General features: G+C 38.1%; 28 protein-coding genes and 1 riboswitch. Of the genes, 13 read left to right on the top strand and 15 right to left on the bottom strand.

All coding sequences use genetic code 11. The features are described 5' to 3' along the window. Positions 1 to 25: 25 nt before the first annotated feature. The 6 genes from ACFQZ9_RS26645 to ACFQZ9_RS26620 form a co-directional block, all read right to left on the bottom strand. Positions 26 to 244, bottom strand: coding sequence for a spore germination protein (locus tag ACFQZ9_RS26645; protein ID WP_198312440.1), 219 nt, complete (start codon positions 242 to 244; stop codon positions 26 to 28). Positions 245 to 289: 45 nt separating this feature from the next. After that, positions 290 to 679 (bottom strand): spore germination protein GerPE, encoded by a 390-nt coding sequence (locus tag ACFQZ9_RS26640; RefSeq protein ID WP_498946401.1) that lies wholly within the window; start codon positions 677 to 679, stop codon positions 290 to 292. Further along, complete coding sequence (locus tag ACFQZ9_RS26635) at positions 660 to 866, bottom strand: spore germination protein GerPD (RefSeq protein ID WP_498946400.1); 207 nt, start codon at positions 864 to 866, stop codon at positions 660 to 662. Before ACFQZ9_RS26635 ends, ACFQZ9_RS26640 begins: the two co-directional genes overlap by 20 nt. Next, the gene (gene gerPC, locus ACFQZ9_RS26630) at positions 863 to 1,480 is read right to left on the bottom strand and encodes a spore germination protein GerPC (RefSeq protein WP_498946399.1); all 618 of its coding nucleotides are present in this window, start codon (positions 1,478 to 1,480) and stop codon (positions 863 to 865) included. The genes ACFQZ9_RS26635 and gerPC overlap by 4 nt, the downstream gene beginning before the upstream one ends. A 93-nt stretch (positions 1,481 to 1,573) precedes the next feature. Continuing rightward, entirely contained in the window at positions 1,574 to 1,819 is a 246-nt protein-coding gene (locus tag ACFQZ9_RS26625) for a spore germination protein GerPB (RefSeq protein ID WP_498946398.1), read from the bottom strand. A gap of 17 nt (positions 1,820 to 1,836) precedes the next feature. Continuing rightward, a complete protein-coding gene (locus ACFQZ9_RS26620; RefSeq protein ID WP_026574484.1) occupies positions 1,837 to 2,058 on the bottom strand; it encodes a spore germination protein in 222 nt (73 codons plus the stop codon). A 188-nt stretch (positions 2,059 to 2,246) separates the two neighbouring features. Here ACFQZ9_RS26620 and ACFQZ9_RS26615 point away from each other — a divergent pair, with 188 nt between their 5' ends. From ACFQZ9_RS26615 to ACFQZ9_RS26605, 3 genes are all read left to right on the top strand, one after another. Further along, complete coding sequence (locus tag ACFQZ9_RS26615; RefSeq protein WP_498946397.1) at positions 2,247 to 2,642, top strand: globin domain-containing protein; 396 nt, start codon at positions 2,247 to 2,249, stop codon at positions 2,640 to 2,642. A 245-nt stretch (positions 2,643 to 2,887) separates the two neighbouring features. Next, a riboswitch (cyclic di-GMP riboswitch) is annotated at positions 2,888 to 2,973 on the top strand. Positions 2,974 to 3,101: 128 nt separating this feature from the next. After that, positions 3,102 to 4,193 carry a TadA family conjugal transfer-associated ATPase gene (locus ACFQZ9_RS26610; protein ID WP_498946396.1) on the top strand — a complete coding sequence of 364 codons (1,092 nt, stop codon included), beginning with the start codon at positions 3,102 to 3,104 and terminating at the stop codon, positions 4,191 to 4,193. An 89-nt stretch (positions 4,194 to 4,282) separates the two neighbouring features. Next, on the top strand, positions 4,283 to 4,642 hold the full coding sequence (locus ACFQZ9_RS26605; protein ID WP_198312433.1) for a YisL family protein: 360 nt from the start codon (positions 4,283 to 4,285) through the stop codon (positions 4,640 to 4,642). A 27-nt stretch (positions 4,643 to 4,669) separates the two neighbouring features. On the opposite strand, the gene ACFQZ9_RS26600 is transcribed toward ACFQZ9_RS26605, so the two are convergent. Beyond that, positions 4,670 to 5,233 carry a DUF2777 domain-containing protein gene (locus ACFQZ9_RS26600; protein ID WP_498946395.1) on the bottom strand — a complete coding sequence of 188 codons (564 nt, stop codon included), beginning with the start codon at positions 5,231 to 5,233 and terminating at the stop codon, positions 4,670 to 4,672. 168 nt (positions 5,234 to 5,401) lie between these two features. Here ACFQZ9_RS26600 and asnB point away from each other — a divergent pair, with 168 nt between their 5' ends. Further along, positions 5,402 to 7,249: an asparagine synthetase B family protein gene (asnB, locus tag ACFQZ9_RS26595; RefSeq protein WP_498946394.1), complete on the top strand. Its 1,848-nt coding sequence runs from the start codon at positions 5,402 to 5,404 to the stop codon at positions 7,247 to 7,249. A gap of 89 nt (positions 7,250 to 7,338) precedes the next feature. Beyond that, positions 7,339 to 8,871, top strand: coding sequence for an alpha-amylase family glycosyl hydrolase (locus ACFQZ9_RS26590; protein ID WP_498946393.1), 1,533 nt, complete (start codon positions 7,339 to 7,341; stop codon positions 8,869 to 8,871). Positions 8,872 to 8,958: 87 nt separating this feature from the next. Here ACFQZ9_RS26590 and ACFQZ9_RS26585 read toward each other — a convergent pair whose 3' ends face one another. Beyond that, positions 8,959 to 9,828, bottom strand: a complete 870-nt coding sequence (locus ACFQZ9_RS26585) for a Rossmann-fold NAD(P)-binding domain-containing protein (RefSeq protein ID WP_498946392.1) — start codon at positions 9,826 to 9,828, stop codon at positions 8,959 to 8,961. 98 nt (positions 9,829 to 9,926) lie between these two features. After that, the gene (locus ACFQZ9_RS26580) at positions 9,927 to 10,418 is read right to left on the bottom strand and encodes a YajQ family cyclic di-GMP-binding protein (RefSeq protein WP_198312428.1); all 492 of its coding nucleotides are present in this window, start codon (positions 10,416 to 10,418) and stop codon (positions 9,927 to 9,929) included. 120 nt (positions 10,419 to 10,538) lie between these two features. Between ACFQZ9_RS26580 and ACFQZ9_RS26575 the strand changes: the two genes are divergently transcribed. Then, positions 10,539 to 11,402: a CvfB family protein gene (locus ACFQZ9_RS26575; protein WP_498946391.1), complete on the top strand. Its 864-nt coding sequence runs from the start codon at positions 10,539 to 10,541 to the stop codon at positions 11,400 to 11,402. 70 nt (positions 11,403 to 11,472) lie between these two features. Then, positions 11,473 to 11,604 (top strand): DUF3941 domain-containing protein, encoded by a 132-nt coding sequence (locus ACFQZ9_RS26570; RefSeq protein ID WP_081810752.1) that lies wholly within the window; start codon positions 11,473 to 11,475, stop codon positions 11,602 to 11,604. A 1,232-nt stretch (positions 11,605 to 12,836) separates the two neighbouring features. On the opposite strand, the gene ACFQZ9_RS26565 is transcribed toward ACFQZ9_RS26570, so the two are convergent. Beyond that, positions 12,837 to 13,694 (bottom strand): DegV family protein, encoded by an 858-nt coding sequence (locus ACFQZ9_RS26565; protein ID WP_498946389.1) that lies wholly within the window; start codon positions 13,692 to 13,694, stop codon positions 12,837 to 12,839. A 128-nt stretch (positions 13,695 to 13,822) separates the two neighbouring features. Between ACFQZ9_RS26565 and ACFQZ9_RS26560 the strand changes: the two genes are divergently transcribed. Both ACFQZ9_RS26560 and ACFQZ9_RS26555 read left to right on the top strand, forming a co-directional pair. Then, positions 13,823 to 14,665, top strand: coding sequence for a YitT family protein (locus tag ACFQZ9_RS26560; RefSeq protein WP_198312425.1), 843 nt, complete (start codon positions 13,823 to 13,825; stop codon positions 14,663 to 14,665). A gap of 11 nt (positions 14,666 to 14,676) precedes the next feature. After that, a complete protein-coding gene (locus ACFQZ9_RS26555; protein ID WP_498946388.1) occupies positions 14,677 to 15,456 on the top strand; it encodes a BsuPI-related putative proteinase inhibitor in 780 nt (259 codons plus the stop codon). A 37-nt stretch (positions 15,457 to 15,493) separates the two neighbouring features. On the opposite strand, the gene ACFQZ9_RS26550 is transcribed toward ACFQZ9_RS26555, so the two are convergent. From ACFQZ9_RS26550 to ACFQZ9_RS26540, 3 genes are all read right to left on the bottom strand, one after another. After that, on the bottom strand, positions 15,494 to 15,673 hold the full coding sequence (locus ACFQZ9_RS26550; protein ID WP_026574504.1) for a DUF3813 domain-containing protein: 180 nt from the start codon (positions 15,671 to 15,673) through the stop codon (positions 15,494 to 15,496). 2 nt (positions 15,674 to 15,675) lie between these two features. After that, complete coding sequence (locus ACFQZ9_RS26545) at positions 15,676 to 15,828, bottom strand: hypothetical protein (RefSeq protein WP_165976391.1); 153 nt, start codon at positions 15,826 to 15,828, stop codon at positions 15,676 to 15,678. Between the two features lie 109 nt (positions 15,829 to 15,937). After that, a complete protein-coding gene (locus ACFQZ9_RS26540; RefSeq protein WP_498946387.1) occupies positions 15,938 to 16,750 on the bottom strand; it encodes a Cof-type HAD-IIB family hydrolase in 813 nt (270 codons plus the stop codon). 234 nt (positions 16,751 to 16,984) lie between these two features. Here ACFQZ9_RS26540 and ACFQZ9_RS26535 point away from each other — a divergent pair, with 234 nt between their 5' ends. The 3 genes from ACFQZ9_RS26535 to ACFQZ9_RS26525 all read left to right on the top strand — a co-directional run bounded on the left by ACFQZ9_RS26535 (position 16,985) and on the right by ACFQZ9_RS26525 (position 19,394). After that, complete coding sequence (locus ACFQZ9_RS26535; protein WP_498946386.1) at positions 16,985 to 17,752, top strand: alpha/beta hydrolase family protein; 768 nt, start codon at positions 16,985 to 16,987, stop codon at positions 17,750 to 17,752. A gap of 31 nt (positions 17,753 to 17,783) precedes the next feature. Further along, entirely contained in the window at positions 17,784 to 18,092 is a 309-nt protein-coding gene (locus ACFQZ9_RS26530) for a metal-sulfur cluster assembly factor (RefSeq protein WP_198312421.1), read from the top strand. 177 nt (positions 18,093 to 18,269) lie between these two features. Next, complete coding sequence (locus ACFQZ9_RS26525; RefSeq protein WP_498946385.1) at positions 18,270 to 19,394, top strand: radical SAM/SPASM domain-containing protein; 1,125 nt, start codon at positions 18,270 to 18,272, stop codon at positions 19,392 to 19,394. Positions 19,395 to 19,461: 67 nt separating this feature from the next. On the opposite strand, the gene ACFQZ9_RS26520 is transcribed toward ACFQZ9_RS26525, so the two are convergent. Next, positions 19,462 to 20,160 carry a Crp/Fnr family transcriptional regulator gene (locus ACFQZ9_RS26520; RefSeq protein WP_198312419.1) on the bottom strand — a complete coding sequence of 233 codons (699 nt, stop codon included), beginning with the start codon at positions 20,158 to 20,160 and terminating at the stop codon, positions 19,462 to 19,464. A 303-nt stretch (positions 20,161 to 20,463) separates the two neighbouring features. On the opposite strand from ACFQZ9_RS26520, the gene moaA reads away from it, so the two are divergent. Beyond that, entirely contained in the window at positions 20,464 to 21,480 is a 1,017-nt protein-coding gene (gene moaA / locus ACFQZ9_RS26515; protein ID WP_498946384.1) for a GTP 3',8-cyclase MoaA, read from the top strand. A gap of 43 nt (positions 21,481 to 21,523) precedes the next feature. Here the strand turns inward: moaA and ric are convergent, their stop codons facing one another. Further along, positions 21,524 to 22,222: an iron-sulfur cluster repair di-iron protein gene (gene ric, locus ACFQZ9_RS26510; RefSeq protein ID WP_498946383.1), complete on the bottom strand. Its 699-nt coding sequence runs from the start codon at positions 22,220 to 22,222 to the stop codon at positions 21,524 to 21,526. Positions 22,223 to 22,309 lie beyond the last annotated feature (87 nt).

The following is a 22,309-nucleotide window of genomic DNA, read 5'->3' as shown; positions in this document are numbered from 1 at the left end:
CCAGTTCATAGGTTTATGTCGTTTTTTAATTGTTTCCAACTATAGGTTGATCAATAAGGTCAGTATCAAGCACATTTGTTCCGCTGATACCATTGTTCGCAACGATGATTCCTCCTGTATTAAATCCTCCGGAGCCACCGTAAGCCTTTGCAGTGCTCTTTGGTGAAATATAAACTGTATCACCAAATTGAACAATTCCTCCACTCACTGTAACAATTTGTACAGGGCCAATAATTGCTGGCATCAAAAACATCCTTTACCATAAAAATGTCTAAGGTAACATATGCGGCTATGGCATATCCTGTTCATGCCCAAAGGGGAGTTCTTGCCGGATATGTTTTACTCTAGCCTCCATTGAAATATTTCTACTGTTTCCTACATGTAAAATCGAGGATGATGAAATACCGATAATATCAATTTTTTTTACTTTAATCATTGGTTTTGGATTGTGAGGTAAAAATGAAATGGCTTCATTGATAGGTGGTAATGGAATAGGTTTTTTAAAAACTGTATAGGTTGGAAAATTCCCCTCATTTCCGTAGAATCTTTCTGCTTCTCTTTGAACAGCAATGGCGCGGGAAAATCCATTAATGATGCAGGAATCCCCAAGCTGAATGATCGAGGAGTAGGATAGGACCATTACATTTAATTGGTCAACATTAGATGTTCGTTGTAGCATAACCAGGGGTCACATCCGGTTCTAGCGGAACAAATGGTCCGATAATCAATGATTCAGCAGGAGTGTCGAAAGCTGATGCCAATTGAATTGTTTGGGTATCACCCACAAGAACTAAGGAAGAACTGGCAACACCAGTAATTTGAAGGTTTCCTACAACGAGTTCGCGGTTATAAACTTCTAAGTTCATTCGATATTCATTCCTTTCACATTATCTGGTAAATTATTAAAAAAGGTATAAACACCATTCTGAATTTCCTGTTTCAGTAATTCTATAATCCGGTTTTCCACTAATGTTTTATTTTCATCTGATTGCTCATTTACAGGAATGGATTTTAAATGATACTCAATTCTATTGGGAAGCTGTTTGACTATGTCCTGTTTTATGAAAGCTAAATAAGACTCATTTGGCTGGATTCTTAATTGTCTTTCGGTATCCTCTATGACTTGAGGTAAATCTGTTTCCAAATAACGATAAATCGCCTCTTCTATTTTCATTGACCGCTGCATTTGGTCCTTTGGAGATATTGGGGTATTCAATGATTGACCTTGTATCGCAAAATCTTCAATTCCGGATAAATCATTAGGATTAAGGCCAATCGAAAGCGTGCCTTCAAGGGTTTCAACCTTCAACTGATCAAATTTATATTCAATTGTACCTACATGAATTGTTGGTTTTTCCCCTATTTGCTTTAGATCATTCTGCATTTTTTGCAATGCTTGTTCTAATGCTGCGATCCTTTTTTCCTGTGTTTGAATGCTTGATACCAACCATTGAAGATATTGGTATAAATCCTGATACATTTAAAATCACCCCGTCTAGTCGTCTCCCTACCCTAAATAAATATATATGCGGAACGACTCGAGACATGCTAATTACTTTTGATAACGGGGAATTTATTCATCCATTCTTACCGGTGCCTGCAATGGAACAGCTGGTGCTAGTATTTGTGAGGACTGTGGTATCGGGGTTTCACCGGGCTTGATAGCTTGCGGTGCCGGTCCTGTAAACCCACCAGTATTATACAAATAAGCTGCCGGTTTAATAATACCGGCACTGCCAATTTGCAGGACAGAGGAATTGGTAATCCCGCCAATTTTGATAAAATTAATTTGAATGGACTGCTGGATGTAAAAATTCATTCTAGATCACCCATTCATTACATATTAAAGGCATTCGCTTGATCAATCATGTCTGGATCCGTTGTATTAGTGGAGCTTAAATTGTTATGGACGTTTAAACGTTCCCCAGTGTTAAAAGAACCTGCTCCAGAGAATGTTTTTGCAGCGGCAAAAGGCATAATTTTATAAACATCTCCAATGTGGAAAACTGAACTGTTCCCCAGTGTAATAACCTGAGCAACTCCAACAATCGCTGGCATAATCAACACCCTTTGTTATAGGTTTCTTTACTTATCATATGTATAGGCGGATATAATGTGATTCATTCGCCCAAAAAAAGTGGATGCTAAAATAGTACAAGTCATTTTGGTGTGATATGTATCACAAAGCTATTCCTATTTTAAGTTTATAATAATAAAAATAGGAAAAATTAAAGTGGGTGAAGAAAATGAATTATCAATTTAAGACGCTTTATAATGAAATCGGCGGGCAAGAAACAATCGACCAGCTTGTCAATGCCTTTTATCCACGTGTATATGCTGATAAAGAATTAAGGCCTTTATTTGAGGGCGATATGAAAGAAATTATGAGAAAACAGCGTATGTTTTTGCCACAGTTCTTAGGCGGACCTGCGCTTTACAGCCAGGAATTTGGACCACCGGCGATGCGCGATCGACATCTGCCCTTTGAAGTGACACCTAAAAGGGCAAGGGCTTGGCTGCATTGTATGTGGGAAGCATTTCAGGAAATTGGTCTTGATCAAAATCCGGCGGGATTAGCCTTTTATGACCGTTTGACACAAGTTGCCGGAATCATGGTTAACAGTCCGGATATCGACGAATAATAAAGCCTCCAAATATAGGTTCAAAATCCTCTTGCTGATTTCCAGGCAGGAGGATTTTTCTCTAGCGATATAGTACGAAAGTCCATTTACCTATAATTATGATTAATATTTACGGGATAAAAAAGAAAAATAGTTCAAAAGAACTATCGATTTTAGGAGTAAATAAGAAAAAGGTAGGGTATTCTCCTAGAAAAAAACGTTCTATGATGGGATTAAGAGATCAGTCGAAATTATAAAGACACTGAACTCGATAAAGGCAAAACTGGTGAAAATCAGTGACGCAAAGCTATAGGGGCTAAGGTGCAACGCACTACGCCTGCCAGTTACCGAAGGATCAGGGTGTTTTATCACAAATATTTTTAGAAAGCATAGACATTCTATGTTCTAAAGATTATTGTGTCTACAACCCCCCTTTAGATAAAGGCGGGGTTATTTTTTTGGGAAAGGCAGGGTGTATGAATGGGTTTAATCAATCAAAATAAAAGAAACCAAAGTGGCGGTGAGGCAGCTAAAAAGGCATCTTTTGTTAAACTAAACTCATCCTCTCCCAATCATGTGAATAATAAAGTAAATTGTAATCAAGAATTACTATTCGATTTTGCGGAGTACTGCCAGATTAAGCAACTTCTTTTTGATAAGGACGTTTCGGAAGTAATGGTAAATGGACCAAATCAGGTTTACTGCGAACGGAAAGGGAAACTGATCTTAACACCCATCCAATTTCATGATAATAAACATGTTATAAGATTAATTGAAAAAATGATTGCCCCGCTTGGGCGAAGAATTAACGAGAGTTCACCAATGGTGGATGCTACGCTTCCGGATGGGTCACATGTGAATGCAATCATTCCCCCATTAGCATTTAATGGACCGGCTATTACGATTCGAAAGATTTCGAAGGAATCTTATAAAATGAATGAATTAATTAGCTTTGGTACAGTAACAGAGGATATTGCAGTTTTCCTGAATGCATGCGTAAAGGCTAGGCTCAATCTGTTTCTTAGCGGTGGGACAGGTTCCGGTAAATCGACTACTATCAGTGCTCTAAAGAATTTTATTCCGAATGGTGAACGCTTGATAGCTATTGAGGAAGAAGAAAAGGTAGCGACTGACCATATTGTGATTGATGAGATTCGTGCTGAGGAAGCATTTGATTTACTTCAAGCTCTGAATACAGGTAACACGGGGGCTCTGGCCGCAGGACATTCCAATTGCCCAAGGGATATGATTACCCGTTTGGAAACGATGGTGCATATAGCAAGGGTGGATTTAGAGGCAAGGGCTACTCGAAACCTAATCGCAAAAGCAATTGATGTGATTATTCATCAGACCCGTTTAACGGATGGATCTAGAAAAATAATCAGTATAGCAGAGGTTTTAGGGGTGGAAGGAGATAGAATCTTATTACAGGAGATTTTTACCTTTAAACAAGAAGGGATCAATCGGGAAGGGAAAATTATCGGTCGTTTGGTAGCAACTGGCGTGAGGCCGAAGTTTTATAAGGAGCTTGAAGCAACAGGTATATCCATGCCGCCTTCTTTATTTAGTTAACAATTGTCATCATTTAAGCCTTATTTTTTAGTATTTTTATTTTGCCTGTGATATGATAGTTTGGACTATACATAAGGAGGCAAAATGAAATGATTCACGCACATATTACGACATGGATTGTAGCACTTATTTTATTTTTTGTTGCGCTTTCTTTAAATAAAAGCGGCAAAACAAAAGGTGCGAAAATTGTCCAAATGATTTTAAGATTATTTTACCTTTTGATTATTGCTACGGGTGTTGGTTTGCTCTCGCAGGTATCTAATATTGACTGGAAATATATTTTAAAAGCAGTTGCTGGCTTATGGGTAATCGGAACCTTTGAAATGATTTTATCTCGCGTTAAAAACGATCGAAGGACCTCCGTTTTTTGGATTCAGTTTGTGGTTGCTTTCGCCCTTGCTTTATACCTAGGATTTGCCGTACTGCCAATGTCTTTCCTTACCCCATAAAAAAGCTGCCATTATCGGCAGTTTTTTTTATGAAATCATTTTCTCAATGATTAACCTTTTCCCTGTATTCAATGTAAATTCAAATCGATCATTGACCTTTTCAAAATAGAAAAAATGGTGCTGCACATTGCAAATTTGTTCCTGATTATCAAAAACAATAAAATTTACCCCATCCTTTCGCTGTTCCTCTGATAGGAAAGATAAATGGTTATAGCAATAGATACAATCATAAATAGAAAAACCTAATGAGTTTAGGGTAGTGACAAATTGAAAAAAGGCATCATCATTAATCCCTTCAAGTAATCTCTCCAGGGAATACACCAAATGCTTCTTAATTCTTACCTGATCATGGTCGCGAAGCATAATGACTTCGTTTCCCAAACGGATTTTTCCTGACTCAAATAAAATTCCTCTCCTCCAGCGGTTCATCCGAAAGATTTCTATTTCTTGCTGGAGAAAATCATCAATCATATTTGCTTCTTCTGTTTCCTCATCAAAAAAGATCCATTGATCATTAATTTGTTCAACAGTTCCCTCATTAAAAGCTCTCTGTTGATTATCATAAAGTTTATTTCGCTGCTGTCGATTCATGTTTAACCTCCGTGCCAAATGCTTTCATCTTCTTTGTTGACATCTTCTTGCAAATTTATAACTTGGTATACCATTTTATTTGGACAATTAACCAATTGCTTTGGGCTGAATACACTACAACATGAAATTGAAATTTGGAGTTTTAGTAGTAGAAAGGAGCCAACTACCGTGTGCGGGATATCTGGATGGGTAGATTTTGAAAAATTATTAAAAAATGAAACAGAAACAATAGCAAAAATGGCCAATACACTTGCAAAAAGAGGCCCTGATGAAACGAACATCTGGACAAATACACATGTTGGTTTTGGACATAAGAGACTCATTGTTGTCGACCCAGAAGGGGGAAGACAGCCAATGTCAAAACAAAAAGAAGGCATTGTGTACACCATTTGCTACAACGGAGAATTATACAATACAGAAGATCTACGTAAAATTCTCCTTACTAAAGGATATTCTTTTAGGGGTCATTCTGATACAGAAGTTCTGTTAACAGCCTATATAGAATGGGCGGAGGAGTGCGTAAATTATTTAAACGGAATTTATGCGTTTGCTGTTTGGGACAGTAAAAGGGAACAGCTTTTTATTGGACGTGACAGATTAGGGGTAAAACCGCTCTTTTTCACGGAACACAAAAAAGGGTTACTTTTTGCATCAGAATTAAAAGCAATCCTCACGCACCCCGAAATCAAAACAGAACTCGACCGTGAAGGGCTGGCCGAGATTCTTGGTACAGGACCATCAAGGTCACCAGGTTCAGGGATTTTTAAGGGAATGAAAGAGCTACGGCCGGCACATGCATTGACCTTTTCAAAAAATGGCCTAAAAACTTGGCGTTATTGGAACGTGAAAAGTGAAGAACATAAAGATTCGGTGGAGGAAACAGCAGAAAAGGTACGTTTTCTAGTGACAGATGCAGTGACGAGACAACTTGTTTCAGATGTTCCTTTATCAACATTTTTATCAGGCGGACTTGACTCAAGCATCATAACTGCGATTGCTGCAAAAGGCTTTCAAGACCAAGGGAAAGGGCAGCTCCATACGTACTCAATTGACTATGAGGGTAATGATCTCCATTTTGCAGCTAATGAATTCCAGCCGGATGCAGACAGCCGATATATTAAAATGGTTACAGATCGATTTAATACCTTACATCATAACAAAACAATATCGCAGAAAAAACTCGCAGACGCTCTTATCGAAGCTGTTCATGTCAGAGACTGCCCAGGAATGGCAGATGTGGACTCCTCCTTACTTTGGTTCTGCAAGGAAATCAAAAAGGACTTCGTCGTTAGTCTTTCAGGCGAATGTGCAGATGAAATTTTTGGCGGCTACCCTTGGTTTCATCGGAAACAAGACCTTGAACGTGCCGGGTTTCCATGGATGCGTTCCGTTTTTGAACGGGAAAATTTATTGAGCCAAGACTGGCGGGAAAAATTAAAGCTATCAGAATATGTGATGGAAAAGTATCAGCAAGCAGTGAAGGAAACACCGAGATTACCGGGAGAAAGCTTGGAAGAGTCGAAAAGGCGGGAACTATTTTATATCAATATGACTTGGTTCATGACCACCTTGCTTGACCGCAAGGATCGAATGAGTATGGGGGCCAGCCTTGAGGTCAGAGTTCCTTTTGCCGACCATCGTCTTGTTGAATATGTCTGGAATATTCCATGGGATGTTAAGATGTACCGAGGAAGAGAAAAAGGGATTCTTCGTAAGGCATTTGAAGGGATATTACCCGAAGAAGTTCTTTATCGGAAGAAAAGTCCTTATCCAAAAACACATAATCCGGAATATACCGCTATGATCCAAAAACGTTTGGTAGAGATTTTAAAGGATAAATCATCAGCTCTCCATGAATTTTTTGATAAGACCTCATTACAAAGTATTGTTGATTCCGGGGGAGAATCTTTTAAAGAACCATGGTTTGGTCAGCTGATGACAGGACCGCAGCTGTTAGCCTATTTTGTTCAATTACACACATGGTTTAAGGACTATAATATTAACATAGTAAATTGAGTTAAAATTTGGATTTCAAACCATTATTCGATTAAAATGGGTTTAGGGAAGAGGGAGAGCCTCTTCCCTTTTTAAGGGAGGAACAATATATGAAAAGAATCATACTCATTTTAATTTCAGTTTTTCTGCTGTCTTCCGTTCCTGCAAATGCTGCAGTTAAAAAAGATAAGCGGTTATGGCAGGATGAGTCCATCTATTCAATTATGGTGGATCGCTTTAATGATGGAGACACAAGTATTAATAACGATGTAAATACGAAAGATCCAAATGTCTATAACGGCGGCGATTTTCAAGGAATCATCGATAAACTTGACTACATACATGATATGGGTTTTACCGCTATTCGACTCAATCCGATTTTTGATAATGCCGACAAAGGATATCATGGCTTTTGGGTGAAAGACTTTTATAAAACGGACGAGCATTTTGGCTCGATTAAGACGTTTCAAAAGCTGGTTAACGAAGCTCATAAACGCAAAATGAAAGTATTAATTGATTTTCCTGTAAACAATGTTGCGGCAAATCATATGTGGGTGACTGATCCAAATAAGCAGGATTGGTTTCATAAAAAACGGGATATAAAGGACTGGAACAACGCTCAAGAGGTTGAAAATGGCTGGGCCGATGGGTTGCCGGACCTGAATCAGGATAACCCTAAGGTAAAAAACTATTTAATAAAGGCAGCTAAATGGTGGATTCAGAAAACAGATATTGATGGATATAGTTTACCCGAAGTAAACATGGTGCCTGTCAGCTTTTGGCATGATTTTTCAACTTCAGTTAAAGGTGTGAAGCAAAACTTTTTTCTAATGGGAATACCGGCAGTAAAATCACCAACCAATGGACTAGAGTATGAAAAGGCCGGGATTGATGGTCTTTTTAATGGGCCCGTTAGTGCGGATTTAAGGAACGCCTTTGCCAATACTAACCAATCGATTCAACCTGTTTTTTCTGAATTGGCCAACGGAAAAAAACCATTTGATACGTCAGCCAACATGGTAAATTATTTCGATAATGAATATACAACAAGATTCACACAAGAAATTGTAAAAAATAGACAGTTCCCTGGTTCCCGTTGGAAGACGGCGTTGACCTATTTATATACGATTCCAGGAATACCTGTAATTTATTATGGAACGGAAATTGCTTTGAATGGCGGTGATATTCCGGATAATCGCCGGCAGATGAGCTTCAGAGCAGAAAAAGATTTAATTGATTTTACCACAAAAATCGGAGAGCTTAGAAATCAACTTCCATCTTTAACAAGAGGGAACCTTGAAGTATTATATGAAAAAAATGGCATGGTTATTTATAAGCGCGAATATAAAGGTGAAACCTCGGTCATTGCAATTAATAATACGAGAAAATCACAAAGTATCACGTTAAAGGGGAAGCAATTACAAGCGGGAAAAGAGCTTCGCGGTTTACTTAACGGTGATACGGTAAAGAGTGAAGGCGATCGATATACGATTATTCTCGACCGGGATTACTCTGAAATTTATGTGTTGGCGGATAAAACAGGGATGAATATTCCGTTTGTTTCAGCCATTATGATTGTGATCATTTTGGCCTGTTTATTTTTGTTTTTGGTCATCAGGAGAAGTAAAAGAAATATGAATTAAAAGAACGCACCGGAAAGCGTGATATGCTTCCGGTGCGTTCTTTGTCTAGCGCAAGTGCGTCTGATCAAGGCGCTGGAGCTTTTCTATTTATCCATTAATAATCTCCCCGCCGTTTACATGGAACATTTGGCCGCTAATATAGGAAGAATCATCGGATGCTAAAAAAACATAGCTTGGAGCAAGCTCATGCGGCTGCCCTGCTCTTCCTAATGGAGTGGTCGATCCGAATACGGCTACTTGATCATCTGTAAAGGTAGAGGGTATGAGCGGGGTCCATATTGGGCCTGGTGCAACCCCGTTCACTCTTATTCCCTGCGATGCAAGCGATAGGGCAAGCGAGCGAGTGAAAGAAACAATTGCTCCTTTTGTGGCAGAGTAATCCAGCAACTGTTCATTTCCCTTGTAGGCAGTAATGGATGCTGTATTAATAATCGATGCTCCTTTTTTTAAATGTGGCAGGACCATTTTTGACATATGAAAATAGGAAAAAATATTGGTACGAAATGTTTTTTCAAGCTGGGCCGCTGTAATATTCAATAAGCTTTTTTGCGGATGCTGTTCCGCTGCATTGTTTACGAGTATGTCAATCTTTCCAAATTCTTCGATGGTTTTGTTCACGACATCCTTACAATAGTCTTCACTGCCAATATCGCCGGAAAAGAGCAGGCAGCGTCTTCCTTCTTCTTCAATTAACTGTTTTGTTTCTTCCGCATCTTGATGTTCTTCTAAATAGACAATGGCTACATCCGCGCCTTCTTTGGCAAAATAAATGGCCACTGATTTACCAATCCCGCTGTCACCACCGGTAATAATCGCCGTTTTTCCAGATAATTTTCCGCTGGATTTATAATTTGCATCAATCGAAATGGGTCGAGGATTCATTTCACTTTCCACGCCAGGCTGATGATTTTGGTGCTGTGGCGGAAAAATTGCTTTTGGTTGCTTTTGGCTGCTCATATTGTTACCTCCAAGTGTTAATTACACCTGTTAGTCTTCGATAAAAACCTAAGAATATGAAAAAAGGGAAAAGGTTTTTCAACCATTTCCCACGTTGTCTATCGATAATTAATAAACTGAACATCAACAGTAAGGTCTGCTTCTCGAACTAATGAAATGATTTTTTGGAGATCATCCCGGTTCTTGCCGCTGACACGTACCTGGTCGTCCTGCACCTGGCTTTTGACTTTAACACCGCTATTTTTAATGATTGTGTTTATTTTTTTGGCATTTTCTTTATCAATTCCTTGAACAAGTTTCGCCCTTTGCCTTACGGTTCCTCCGGAAGCTTTTTCAATCTTACCATAATCAAGATTTCTGATCGGAATCCCTCGTTTAATCAGTTTGCTTAACAGGACATCCTTCAATTGGTCTAACTTATATTCGTCATCGGAAATAAGGACAAGCTCTTCTTTATCAAGAGATACCTCACTTTTACTGCCTTTAAAATCGTAACGGGTTGAAATTTCTTTCATTGTTTGGGTGATTGCGTTTGTTACCTCAGAAAAGTCTACTTTGGATACAATATCAAACGAACTGTCTTTAGACATAACAAAATCCTCCTGTTTATCATTTCGCCAATTTTTGCATGGTTTCCCTTTATGGGTACATTATAGTAAAATATAGCAGTTCAAACAACTATCTCCAAAGGAAAGAAAAGGGGAATAAACATGTCATTAAAAGAATTGATTGGCCACACTACCAGTTTGGAAGTGGCACGAAAAGCGCCATTTGGCTATTTTTTAACAGATGGAAATGAGGATGTCTTGTTACATATAAATGAAGCCGAGCGTGAATATGAAGAAGGGGAGCGCTTAGAGGTCTTTCTTTTCCATGATTCGCAGGGTAGGATGATTGCTTCAACAAAGATTCCGGAAATTTCTGTTGGCGGGTATGGCTGGGTCAAGGTAACAGATTTTAATCCGGGAATTGGAGTCTTTTTAGATATTGGTCTGCAAAAGGACCTTTTATTAGGTGCAGACGATCTCCCAGCCCATAAATCCGTCTGGCCGAAGCCTGGTGATATGGTTTACATTACATTGAGGGTAAATCGTAATTATCTTTTGTACGCAAAGCTTGCCAGTGACCAGATCATTCAATCGATTTCCGTCAAGGCAACGAGACAGGCATTCAATAAAAATGTCCAGGGCCATATTTACCGTACGGCAAAAGTCGGCAGCTGGGTTTATACAATTGAGGGCTTTAAAGGTTTTATTCATGAGTCACAAAGACAGCAAGAACCCCGTCTTGGACAAAAAATTGAAGGCAGAATCATTGATATAAAAGAAGATGGGACGGTTAATATCTCACTGCTTGCTAGAAAAGAGGAATCACTGGATCAGGATGGAGAAATAATTTATGAATATTTAATGAGCAGAAATGGTGCCATGCCATACGGGGACAAGAGTATGCCTGAGGATATTAAAGAACGATTTGGTCTAAGCAAAGGTTCCTTTAAACGTGCTCTCGGAAAGCTGATGAAAGAAGGCAAGGTTTATCAGGAAAATGGCTGGACCTATGTAAAAAAAGATTAGCAAGTTATTACATACTCCTTTTCGAAATGCTTACACTAATGATTGAACATGAAGGAAAGGAGTTTTGAATTTGCCTCATACATCAGATAATGATAAAAAAGCACAGGACAATAATGCCTTAAGACACGAAAAAAACATGATGCGCGAAAAAAATCGCCAAGCAGGGAAAAATCAATACTCGAAGAAAACAGACCATAAATAAGAAAAGTGAAAGCGTCTTTACCAAGGGCTTATGTCCAGAGCCCCCAGACGCTAGAGCTAGACAACCAAAAGTCTCACTCGAATTGTCAAGAAATGTTATTTTTCTTGGCAATTTTTATTAAATCTAAAATACTGATTTTTTAAAATGATTGTCTATGCTATAGGGCCTGTTGATTTCCGCTCCAGGTGCTTCGCTTTCCGCGGGCGTGCCGGGGAGCCTCCTCGGCGCTTTGGCGCCTGCGGGGTCTCCCCTGCCCCGTACTCCCGCAGGAGTCTTCGCACCTTCCGCTCCAATCAACAGGGAGCAAATCAACCTAATAATTGCCACACACCTTTTAAATTCTGGTTGTAGTCCAGTGGTCTAGTTAACAGAACATTTCCTGCTATTTTTTACGGGACATGAATCTTCATTTATGGTCTTATTTACTAAACCGAATTTCTTGAGTCTCTTTCACTTTCTCCCTTTCATTTAAAGGATTCTTTCCAGTTTTTTATTCTATCTTCTTGAATAGCTTTATTTAATTCCTCATAATATTCGTGAGCCTATACTTCACCTCTTCCTTTGTAAAAATATGCTTATTGGCGTTTCTCTTTACATGAGATGTATCCGTAAATAAATCTCGCCTCCAAACCATTTGTGATTCATTGATTGGAAAATAATTTCATCTAAAATATCTTGAACCATCAGTATCTTTAAAACCGTGTGACGATTTTAATTAATCTTAAAATGATGCGGAACTAAATTATGGGATTTCAAAACCAATTGAAGGCAACGTTCATTTTCTCTTTCTAAATGCCTTTTGGAATGAATACCAAAAAGATACTCTATAAACAACATTTTAAAGTGAATAAGGAGATCAAAGGGGCATCCATTTAACCTCGCGATAAAAGGGGAAAGCTCTTCTAGGAGAAAGGAAAATCTATATTTTTGTCAATCTGGTGAAGATGGTGGCAGCCCAGTAATAATTCATCAATAGAATCAAATTCAAATGCTCTTCCTAGACTCTTTTGGCTAAGCATTAGAATTACAACTTATTTTATTATTTATTGGAGTTGTAGACTTTATTGAATGCACCTGTTGATTGGAGCGAAGTGCCTGGAGCGTAAATCAACTGACCTGTTGACAGACTTTATATTATTAATGCTTTAATAAATTATTGCTGTAAATTATTGAAGAGAATGAAGAAATAATAGGCTATCGAAAGTTCGACAGCCTAAGTGAGGCAAAAGCCACTATGGCAATTGATTTAAGAAGAAAATCGAAATGGTTCCGGCACCGGTATGGGAACCGATTGCTGAGCCAATGGAAGAAATATATACCGCTTTGGGATGTAGTTCCTCTTCAATCATTGATTTCATTTCCAAGGCTGTTTCTTCATTGTCAGCATGACTGATTCCAACGACTTGCTCCTGAATATCGGAACCGCGCTCCTTCATCAATTCAATTAAACGGCGCAACACTTTCTTTTTTCCGCGTATTTTTTCAATCGGAACTAATTTTCCGTCCTCTACATTTAAAACCGGTTTAATATTTAGTAATCCTCCGAGAAAGGCAGATGCTTTCGAAACCCTGCCACCTTTTGCTAAATAGTCTAAGTCTTCGACGGTGAAAAGGTGCTCCATATGCTGACTTCTAAAAATAACATCCTTCAAAATTTCTTCTTTCGGAACATTTTTCGATGAAAGCCTTGCCGCTTCCATCACAATAAGTCCTTGTCCAAGAGAGGCACATTTCGTATCAATAATTGTTAAATCAAAATTTGGATATTTTTCCTTGACTTGGTCAAGAATCATAACAGCGGTTGAATAGGTTCCAGATAGCTGTGAGGAAAAGGCTATATAAATTCCAACTTCATTATTTTCAGCCATGTTTGTAAAGATCTGCTCAAATAATAGAGGAGATGCTTGGGATGTTTTCGGTACACTTCCGTTTCGAATGGCATCATAAACAGTTTTAGGATCAATGGTTTTTACATCCTCATACTCCTGACCATTTACGTGAACCTTTAGCGGAATCAGTGTTACATTGCTTTCAGAATAAAAACCGAGAGGTAAATCACATGCGCTATCCGCCAGAATCTTTATCGGCATGAAGCTCACCTGCTTTCAAGCTAATATGGTTAACTTTAGTTTATCGGTTTAAGGCTTAAAATACAATTCAGAAATGGAAAGAACTGCACAATCAGAACATTGAATTTTACAAATGAAGGGATGATGAAATGCTTTGGCTGCAAACGAAAAAAATAGTAATCGTCGTGGCGGGAGCTTTATTGAATGCGATTGCAATGAACTTATTTTTAATTCCTGCCAATGTCTATTCCAGTGGCTTTACAGGGATTGCCCAATTGCTTTCAAGAGTGTTAAGTGACCATACACCGCTACATGTCTCAATGGGATTTTTATTGCTAGTGTTAAATATTCCTGTTGCAATTCTTGGTTGGATGAAGGTAGGAAAGTCATTTACCATTTACAGCTTTCTCAGTGTAGTTCTTTCTTCTTTATTCTTATCCATTATCCCTATTACTAAGGTCTCTCATGACATCTTGTTAAATGCCGTGTTTGGCGGTGTAATTTTGGCTGTTGGGGTGGGAATCACTTTAAAATGGGGAGCATCAACAGGTGGATTGGATATCATTGCAATGGTTCTCTCAAGGATGAAAGACAAGCCGGTTGGGACGTATATGTTTATTTTAAATGGATTTATCATTGCAACTGCCGGGCTTCTTTACGGCTGGGAAAAAGCCCTTTATACACTAGTGACCTTGTACACGTCCACAAGGATTATTGATGCCATTCACACACGACATGAAAAGCTGACTGCGATGATTATTACAAAAAAAGCGGATGAATTAAAAAAGGAAATTCAAAACAAACTGGTTAGAGGGATCACAATGGTTCCGGCAAAGGGGGCTTTTTCTAATGAACCCCGAGATATGTTGATGATTGTGATTACTCGCTATGAGCTTTTTGATTTAGAAAGAATTATTAAAGAGGTAGACCCAAAAGCATTTACAAATATCATTGAAACAGCGGGAATTTACGGTTTCTTTCGAAAAGATTAACAGGAGGCATTATGAAAAATCTACTTTGTATCTTTCTACTATTTTTTTCTTTTCATACGAATACGTTTGCAAATGGAATCGAGAGGAATGTAAGTGATTCTGCGTTTACATTTAATGTAGTCCCTTCAGCAGGGCCGGAAGCTGTGGAATTTGAATTTCTTCTTAAGAATGAAGGAGAAATACCGCTTAACTTGGAATTCCCAACTTCTCAACTTTTTGACATTATCGTCACAGATAAAAGCGGCAATGAAGTATATCGCTATTCCAAAGGACGCTATTTTTTACAGGCCTTTCAAACAATAAAGATTGAGCCAAAAACCTCTTATAAAAGAATTGCTGTCTGGGATTATATGGTGGACGGAAAAAGGGCTCCTGCTGGTGAATACAATGCTCAAATCACATTAAAACCTGTAAATTTGAATGACAAACCTATATCAAATAGAGAGAAATTAACGATTCATAAAAAAATGATTATCCCTGAAGAGAATCCAGTCTTCCGACATGTGAAGGTGGAAGGAAACCGAGGGAAATACAAAATAATGGGTGAAACAAAACCATCAAAAGGGAATTTTTATTATACAGTGGAAGATGGACACAGGGAGTTTGTTAAAGAAACACAAATAAGTATGGGACGGAAAACAGAAGAGTGGAAACCGTTTACGATTCAAGTTCAAATTTCTGAAACAAAGCTTCCTGAGCATGGTTCCTTCATTTTATTTTTATATGAACGAGACCATGAAAATAAAATAACCCATTCCTTCCCAGTTATTTTAGAAAAATTTTATCAGTAGGAAAGAAAAAGGAAAGCGCCAGGCGCTTTCCTTTTTCTTATTGCTCAAGCTCATTTTGCATTTGTTGGAGCTGACGTTGTTCGGCAAATGTAGAATTAGCAAATGCGGAACTTAAAGCATTTTTGGCTTTTTCCACAGCCGAATCACGTTCAGCAGGGCTGGCAGACTTCGCCATCTCCACAAATCTTCGTGCTTCCTGGAATAATTGGTTACCCATTTTTATATTCCTCCCAGCGAGGAGTCTTGCACATTGGACATTTTCTGAGCTTCCGCTTCAGCATAGGTCATGTGATAGGGGATACGTTCGGCATGCTTAGAGACCGTATCTTTTCCTTGCTGGACAAAGCGTTTTGATTTGTTTCGTTTACCCATTCGAATCCCTCCAATGTTTGAGCTTCGATTGAAACAGCAAGTGCTGCCTCAAAAATTAGTATGCTCCGAATTGACGTTTTCATTTAGGTAAACAATGGCGAAAAAAGCACTATTTTAAATTCAATAAATCAGCTATATATTCCCCAACACCATCTTCTTCATTCGTAAGGGTAACATCATTTGCAATATTTTTTAACTGATCGATTGCATTGCCCATCGCAATCCCATGCCCGGCATATTCAATCATTTCAAGGTCATTATCCTCGTCCCCAAAAGCAACCACTCTTTCAGCAGGAATATTGAAAAAATCCGCAGCCTTTTTCAAGCCAACCGCTTTATTTATACCCGATTTAATAATTTCAATCACATGCCATGGTGCAGCCCAACTGCGTTGTTCAATCACTTCCGCATGGATTTCAGATAAATGCTGGCGAATTAGCCGTAATTCATCCTCTTCTGTATGAATTAATAAGCTTGTTGGTGAATCCTTTAAAAAATTACTTAAATCCCCGGTGGTCACCTTTGGTTTGCCCATTCCAAAAATATCAAGAAGCTTTTCATCGTGGTAATGAAAATAAACATCATCCATCACTTCTGCGATAATATTATGAAATTGGAAGGATCTGCAGGCATCAACAATTTCCTTTGCCACTTTAACATCCAATGGTTCATGAAATAATCCCCAGCCAGAGTTTCGTGGATGATGCATAAATGCTCCGTTGAAATTAACAATAGGAGTATCCAAGTCCAATTCACGATAATACATTTCACTAGAGCGGTACGGTCTCCCTGTTGCAATCATAACGATATGTCCCGCGTCTCGGGCTTTTTTCAAAATATCCTTTGTTTTTAATGAAATAGTTTTGTCGTCTTTTAATAATGTCCCATCTAGATCTAACGCAATTAAGTGTCTTTCTGCCATATGGATATGGACTCCTTCTCTATTTTTATTTTGGAAGCGATAAAAGCTTTATTTTAGGAAAATGATTGTTTACATGATACACTACAATTGTGATTTTCTTACATACAATTGGAAGCAGGTTTAAAACTTGTATAAATACTATGTTAACAATTTTATACCTAACCTGTAAAAAAATTCACATCATACCATGTAAATTATCGATATACTTATATATAGCTTCAGGAGGATTCTGTAGTGGTCATCATCGAAAGAGAGTACATTAAGGATATACCTGCACTAGAAGTTGTTAAAAAAGATATACATCAAGAATCACTGCCAACCATTATTTTTATTCATGGTATTACAAGTGCAAAGGAACATAACCTGCACTATGCCTATTTATTAGCAGAAAAAGGTTTTCGGGTGATTTTGCCTGATACCATCCACCATGGTGAACGTCAGAAAGAATTAGAGGAGAAGGAGTTAGTAACCGAATTTTGGAACATCGTCATCAAAACCATTACTGAACTTAAGACGCTAAAAGAACATTTCGTTCAACATGGATTGACTGATCCAAATCGAATCGGCCTTGTTGGAACTTCAATGGGTGGAATTATAACACTCGGTGCAATCACCCAGTTCCCATGGATGAAAGCGGCAGTAAGCTTAATGGGGATGCCGGCATACGAGCAATTTTCTCTCTGGCAGCTTGACCATTTAAAAAGCCAAGGAATGGAAATTCCTTTTACTGAGGAAGAAATTGCGGATCAGCTCATGATTCTTAGGGATTATGATTTAAGTCTATATCCGGAGAAACTAGGACAAAGACCGTTATTGTTTTGGCATGGAAAAAAAGACCCGATTGTTCCGTATTCCTTAACGCATCAATTTTATGAAAACATTAAGTCAAGCTATAGCCAAGACCCTGAAAGGTTGGCTTTTATAACAGATGAACATGCCGGTCATAAGGTTAGCAGGGAAGGCTTATTAGCAACGGTTGATTGGTTTGTAAAATACTTGTAAAGCAAATAGAAAATGAACAGGAGTGAACATAATGAATGAGGAATTAAAAGAAAATATAATGGGTGCCCTTGAGCTAGTAGTCGATCCTGAATTAGGTGTTGATATCGTTAATTTAGGTTTAGTTTATAATGTGGAAATGGATGATCAAGGCAAAGTTGATATTACGATGACGTTAACTTCGATGGGATGTCCGCTCGCAGGAACAATTGTGGATCAGGTGAAAAGATCATTAGCAGATATTCCGGAAATCAAAGATGTAGAGGTTAATATCGTTTGGAATCCGCCATGGAATAAAGAAATGATGTCACGCTATGCTAAAATTGCCCTTGGAATTCGCTAATATTTTGTTTTTTTAAACAGCAGAGTCGAACTCTTGCTGTTTTTTTTGTCTTCACAAAACAGACATATTTAATCGCTCTTTAGTGAGTTACTTCACATTTTTCAAATATAAACAACTTTATAATACAGTTATTAAAGCTGTTTGATTTGAAATAGCTGATGTAGGAGGCGTTTCATCATGGCTATTAGCCGAGATTTTAATAAAGATCCATTTATCGTTATCTGGGAACTTACACGTGCTTGTCAATTAAAGTGTCTGCATTGCCGTGCCGATGCCCAATATGCAAGGGATCCGCGTGAATTAACCTTTGAAGAAGGCAAAAATCTTATTGATCAAATATATGAAATGAATAATCCTATGCTAGTCTTTACAGGCGGAGATCCGCTTATGAGGGAAGATATCTTTGATATTGCTAAATATGCAGTCGAAAAAGGCGTCCGAGTTTCGATGACACCAAGTGCAACTCCAAATGTTACGAAGGAAGCCATTCAAAAGGCGAAGGAAGTTGGTCTTTCCCGCTGGGCATTTAGTATTGATGGACCAAATGCAGAAGTCCACGACCATTTCCGCGGTACTGCAGGGTCCTTTGATTTGACGATGGAAAGAATAAATTACTTGCATGAGGTAGGACTGCCGATTCAAATTAATACGGTAATTTCAAAATATAATGTTGAATATCTAGATGAAATGGCGAAAATGGTCGAGGATTTAAACTGTGTACTTTGGAGTGTCTTTTTCCTTGTCCCGACCGGAAGAGGCCAGGCTTCAGATATGATCTCTCCAGTTGAACATGAAAGAGTTCTAAGATGGCTTTATGATTTAAGTAAACGAGTATCCTTTGATATTAAAACAACAGAAGCAATGCATTACCGCCGTGTGGTCATCCAGCAAAAAATGCGTGAAGCCAAACAACAAACCGATGAAATTGACTATTTAACTGCTCTAACGGAAAAAGGACTAACAGGATCAATAGACGGCTTAGGACGTGCACCAAAAGGCGTCAATGACGGAAATGGTTTTGTGTTCATCTCTCATATCGGTGATGTCTATCCTAGTGGACTTTTACCTGTAAAAGCGGGGAATATCCGTGAGACACCACTTGCGGAAATTTACCGTGAGTCTCCAATCTTTAAATCATTGCGAGATCCGGACTCGTTTAAAGGAAAATGCGGTGTATGCGAATTCCGCTATGTCTGTGGGGGATCAAGATCTAGAGCATATGCGATGACAGGGGATTATCTTGAAAGTGAACCATTCTGCGTTTACATTCCAAAAGCATTAAGAGATAAGCAAGTCCAGTAAAAATTTCGGGGAAGTAATTCAACCCGAGTGCTTCCCCGATCCAAATAAAAAAGGATGGTTTCCCATCCTATTCGATATTGCAATAAACAGCTGGACAATTCTCGCAGCCGATTTCATCTTTTAAATATTGAAGATCCAATATCGAAATTTTGCCTTTTTTAACTGAAATAATATTGTCCTTCTTTAATTCACTTAAAATACGATTCGTACTTTCACGGGAGGTGCCGCAGAAATTGGCAAGCTCTTGATTTGTAAGGGGTAAATCAATTAATATTTCACGGTCTTTATGAATACCATAGCTATTAGACATTCGAATAAGCGTTGAAAAAAGTGCACCGCGTTTACCATTTAAGACAAGGTCACGAAATTTTGTTTGGGTTTTGCGGAAATGATCACTCATCCATTTCATGAATTCATAAGCAAGTTTGCTGTCTTGGAAAATTTCGCTTTCAATCACATCTTTTTTAATAGCGACAATTTCCCCTTCTTCTAGGACCTTGGCACTGAGTAAAAATTTTGGATTATCCGTGAACAGTGTCAATTCTCCACAAATATCATTTTCCCCACAGATTCTTAAGGAAAGCTCTCGTCCATCTGAGGTAATTTTACTAATTTGGATTTTGCCGGAAAGGATGATATAGAGCTCCTCAGCAGCCATTCCTTCTTGGAATAAAAATTTTCCTCTCTCACTTCTGAACTTACGGTCAGCGAATTTAAGTAATTCTTTTATTTCTAATGAATGGGTTGGTTTCATTTTCGTCATCATTCAGTTCTCACCCCGTCTATAGTTAAAAACTAGTTATATTTTACTAGGTCATTTTTGTATTGTTATAAACATTTTACCTCAGGTTTTTGTAAAAAAAAGAAGTAAACAATGACAATATAGTGAAAACTGATTATCGCTTTTTTGACAAGTGTTTTGAAATATTTTGCAATGAATATTTCCAAAAACAATCGTTTGTACCAAATCCATCTTCTGTTATGATAAATAGTAAGTTAACTAGTGAAAAAGTGATTCATTAAAACAAAATAAATGAGTGGTTTTTTTAAAATAATGGAGTTGATTAGAATGGAAAATACCATTATTAAAGATAAATTTAATCGGCCATTACATGATCTGCGGATTTCTGTAATTGACCGCTGTAATTTCCGCTGCCAGTATTGCATGCCAGCCGATCAATTTGGACCCGATTTTGTCTTTTTACCAAAAAGCGCTTTATTAACCTATGAAGAAATTGAGCGGCTAGCAAAGATCTTTGTTCAATTAGGAGTTGAAAAAATTCGATTAACAGGTGGAGAGCCGCTGTTAAGAAGAGACTTACCTGTTTTGGTTAGTAAACTCTCTAAAATAGAAGGTCTTAAAGATATTGGTTTAACAACAAACGGTGTAATGCTGAAGAAATTTGCTGAAAAACTAAAACAGGCGGGACTTAAACGGGTTAATGTCAGCCTTGACAGCCTGAATGATGAGTTGTTCGGAAAAATAAACGGACGAAATATCGGAACCAAACCCGTTCTAGAAGGAATCGAAGCAGCAAAACAAGCAGGATTAGGCGTAAAAATCAATATGGTAGTAAAAAAAGGGCTAAACGATACTGAAATTGTCCCGATGGCGGATTTTTGCAAGAAAAATGGTCTTGAGCTCCGGTATATTGAATTTATGGATGTCGGCTCAACGAACGGCTGGAAAATGGATGATGTCATTACGAAAAAGCAGATTTATGAAATGCTAAAAGAAAATTATGAGTTGGAGCCGGTGAACCCAGCTTATTTTGGTGAGGTGGCTAAACTTTACCGTTATAAAGATACGAATGTAAACGTTGGGTTTATTTCATCCGTGTCTGAGTCTTTTTGTTCAAGCTGTACCCGTGCACGCTTATCGGCAAATGGCCAAATATTTACCTGTTTGTTTAATGGAAACGGTCATGACCTTCGTAATATCATGAGAAATGGTGCGACGGACGAGGAACTTACTAAGCGGATTTCAGAAATTTGGAATGGCCGCGATGATCGCTACTCTGACGAAAGAATGGCTGAATCCAATAAGAAGCGGAAAAAAATTGAAATGTCTTATATCGGTGGATAATAAAAAACAGCCTGCTTTCACTTCAAGCAGGCTGTTTTTTTTATTAATCTATATGGCGAGGGAATAAAATGTTATTTTCAAGGTGTACGTGCATGAAGGTTAATCCTTCAAGATCCTCCAACCGCTTGTAAACTAATCGATAAGTTCCGCAGGCATCTAGTGGAAGTTCAAAATCAGCTGTTACCGCGCGAATTTGTCTTAAAATTTCCCCGGCATGGTCATGTTCTTTTTCAAGCTCGACAATCATTGCAATGGCCTCTTCACGATTTGGGGCAGTATTATTTGCAAGCTGTCTAATTAATGGGAAAACAATTTCTTCTTCTTTTGCCATGTGTTCAATCATTTCTTTTTTAAATTCATAAAATAGTTCATTTACTTTTAACAGCTCTGGATGGTTGTCACCATGTACACGTGATACCTTTGTCACATAGGGGCTAAGTTGTGTTAACTCATCTTCTGTAACACGGTGATACCCCGCAATAACATGATCGATAATCGTATTGGAATCAGAATTAGTCCATACTTCTAAATCTGTATCTGCAGGTTCACTTTTTTCATAAACCTCTTTTAATTCTTCGATTAAATTGTCCATATTTAGGTTGTTTTGTGCAGCAGCTTGAGATAGTGGTATATTACCGCCACAGCAAAAATCAATCCGGTTCTTTTTAAAAACATCACTTGTTTTAGGTAATTCGTTTACAATATCTTTAACTAATGTATCTGAAGTAAATGGAATGGACATTTTTGTTTCCTCCTAAAATTGAAAAGTATTTTTTATTTCTTACTATAAGCATAATCGAAATCGAAAAAAAAACAGGTGACCTGAATC

This window comes from Neobacillus sp. GCM10027624, from assembly GCF_042675345.1.
Taxonomy (GTDB): Bacteria; Bacillota; Bacilli; order Bacillales; family Cytobacillaceae; genus Neobacillus; species Neobacillus cucumis_D.
The sequence above is the reverse complement of the archived record's forward strand: the minus strand, read 5'-3'. Positions and strand labels throughout refer to the sequence as shown.

What these genes read in the sequence shown, in the direction of transcription:
- ACFQZ9_RS26590 (WP_498946393.1), top strand. Translation starts at nt 7,339, where the DNA reads ATGAAAAGAATCATACTCATTTTAATTTCAGTTTTTCTGCTGTCTTCC.
- moaA (WP_498946384.1), top strand. Translation starts at nt 20,464, where the DNA reads ATGGAAAATACCATTATTAAAGATAAATTTAATCGGCCATTACATGAT.
- ACFQZ9_RS26635 (WP_498946400.1), bottom strand. Translation starts at nt 866, where the DNA reads ATGAACTTAGAAGTTTATAACCGCGAACTCGTTGTAGGAAACCTTCAA.
- gerPC (WP_498946399.1), bottom strand. Translation starts at nt 1,480, where the DNA reads ATGTATCAGGATTTATACCAATATCTTCAATGGTTGGTATCAAGCATT.
- ACFQZ9_RS26575 (WP_498946391.1), top strand. Translation starts at nt 10,539, where the DNA reads ATGTCATTAAAAGAATTGATTGGCCACACTACCAGTTTGGAAGTGGCA.
- ACFQZ9_RS26555 (WP_498946388.1), top strand. Translation starts at nt 14,677, where the DNA reads ATGAAAAATCTACTTTGTATCTTTCTACTATTTTTTTCTTTTCATACG.
- ACFQZ9_RS26640 (WP_498946401.1), bottom strand. Translation starts at nt 679, where the DNA reads ATGCTACAACGAACATCTAATGTTGACCAATTAAATGTAATGGTCCTA.
- ACFQZ9_RS26525 (WP_498946385.1), top strand. Translation starts at nt 18,270, where the DNA reads ATGGCTATTAGCCGAGATTTTAATAAAGATCCATTTATCGTTATCTGG.
- ACFQZ9_RS26645 (WP_198312440.1), bottom strand. Translation starts at nt 244, where the DNA reads ATGCCAGCAATTATTGGCCCTGTACAAATTGTTACAGTGAGTGGAGGA.
- ACFQZ9_RS26600 (WP_498946395.1), bottom strand. Translation starts at nt 5,233, where the DNA reads ATGAATCGACAGCAGCGAAATAAACTTTATGATAATCAACAGAGAGCT.
- ACFQZ9_RS26615 (WP_498946397.1), top strand. Translation starts at nt 2,247, where the DNA reads ATGAATTATCAATTTAAGACGCTTTATAATGAAATCGGCGGGCAAGAA.
- ACFQZ9_RS26610 (WP_498946396.1), top strand. Translation starts at nt 3,102, where the DNA reads ATGGGTTTAATCAATCAAAATAAAAGAAACCAAAGTGGCGGTGAGGCA.
- ric (WP_498946383.1), bottom strand. Translation starts at nt 22,222, where the DNA reads ATGTCCATTCCATTTACTTCAGATACATTAGTTAAAGATATTGTAAAC.
- ACFQZ9_RS26520 (WP_198312419.1), bottom strand. Translation starts at nt 20,160, where the DNA reads ATGATGACGAAAATGAAACCAACCCATTCATTAGAAATAAAAGAATTA.
- ACFQZ9_RS26565 (WP_498946389.1), bottom strand. Translation starts at nt 13,694, where the DNA reads ATGCCGATAAAGATTCTGGCGGATAGCGCATGTGATTTACCTCTCGGT.
- ACFQZ9_RS26620 (WP_026574484.1), bottom strand. Translation starts at nt 2,058, where the DNA reads ATGCCAGCGATTGTTGGAGTTGCTCAGGTTATTACACTGGGGAACAGT.
- ACFQZ9_RS26580 (WP_198312428.1), bottom strand. Translation starts at nt 10,418, where the DNA reads ATGTCTAAAGACAGTTCGTTTGATATTGTATCCAAAGTAGACTTTTCT.
- ACFQZ9_RS26530 (WP_198312421.1), top strand. Translation starts at nt 17,784, where the DNA reads ATGAATGAGGAATTAAAAGAAAATATAATGGGTGCCCTTGAGCTAGTA.
- ACFQZ9_RS26560 (WP_198312425.1), top strand. Translation starts at nt 13,823, where the DNA reads ATGCTTTGGCTGCAAACGAAAAAAATAGTAATCGTCGTGGCGGGAGCT.
- ACFQZ9_RS26545 (WP_165976391.1), bottom strand. Translation starts at nt 15,828, where the DNA reads ATGGGTAAACGAAACAAATCAAAACGCTTTGTCCAGCAAGGAAAAGAT.
- ACFQZ9_RS26605 (WP_198312433.1), top strand. Translation starts at nt 4,283, where the DNA reads ATGATTCACGCACATATTACGACATGGATTGTAGCACTTATTTTATTT.
- ACFQZ9_RS26625 (WP_498946398.1), bottom strand. Translation starts at nt 1,819, where the DNA reads ATGAATTTTTACATCCAGCAGTCCATTCAAATTAATTTTATCAAAATT.
- ACFQZ9_RS26550 (WP_026574504.1), bottom strand. Translation starts at nt 15,673, where the DNA reads ATGGGTAACCAATTATTCCAGGAAGCACGAAGATTTGTGGAGATGGCG.
- ACFQZ9_RS26540 (WP_498946387.1), bottom strand. Translation starts at nt 16,750, where the DNA reads ATGGCAGAAAGACACTTAATTGCGTTAGATCTAGATGGGACATTATTA.
- ACFQZ9_RS26585 (WP_498946392.1), bottom strand. Translation starts at nt 9,828, where the DNA reads ATGAGCAGCCAAAAGCAACCAAAAGCAATTTTTCCGCCACAGCACCAA.